The sequence below is a fragment of the Streptomyces sp. SID14478 genome (assembly GCF_010548525.1).
GTDB lineage: Bacteria > Actinomycetota > Actinomycetes > Streptomycetales > Streptomycetaceae > Streptomyces.
In genome coordinates, this window is record NZ_JAAGMG010001173.1 from 1 (window position 1) to 789 (window position 789).

Genomic DNA, 789 nt, shown 5'->3' on the forward strand with positions numbered 1-789 from the left:
ACCTGCCAGTCGAGCGGCCCGGTCCTGCGCCGCTCCCCCGCCACCGCCCGGACCACCGGGACGCCGCGCTGCGCGGCGAGGCGCCGGACGAAGGAGACCTGGCCCGCGGGTTCCTGGAACCCGGTCGTCTCGATCACCCCGACGGAACGCCCGCGCAACACCCCCGCGAGGCCCGCCACATGGTCGGCATGGAAGTGCGTCAGCAGCAACAGCGGGACCTCGGTGATGCCCAGCGCACGCAGGCACCGGTCGACGAGCAGCGGATCGGGTCCGGCGTCGACCACCACGCCCGCCCCGTCCCCTGCCGCGAGCACCATCGCGTCGCCCTGCCCGACGTCGCACATGACCATCCGCCATCCCGGTGGCGGCCAGCCCGTGATGACCCGGGTGAACGGTGGCGGCTGCACCACCACCAAGAGCAGCACGAGCACACATGTCGCGCTGATCCAGGGCGACTTGAGCACTCTCCGGCCCACCAGTACGACCACCACCGTGCCCACCGCCAGCAGTGCTCCCCCACGCCAGCCGCCGGGCCAGTCCACCCCGCTGCCCGGCAGGGCGGCCCCGGTCCGCGCGATGTCCGCGATCCACCTCGCGGGCCAACCGGCGCACCAGGCAAAGAACTCGGCCACCGGCATCGCCCACGGCGCCGTCGCCAACGCGGCGAACCCGAGCACCGTCGCGGGCGCCACGGCGAATTCGGCGAGGAGGTTGCACGGCACCGCGACGAGGCTCACCCGTGCCGCCAGCACCGCGACGACGGGCGCGCACACGGCTTGCGCGGCCGCA

Annotated in this window: 1 protein-coding gene; it reads right to left on the reverse strand. The window is 74.4% G+C overall.

Annotated features, from left to right (window positions below; translation table 11 throughout):
* A partial coding sequence (locus G3I40_RS37255; protein ID WP_164559247.1) for a ComEC/Rec2 family competence protein occupies positions 1-789 on the reverse strand: 789 nt, incomplete at both ends.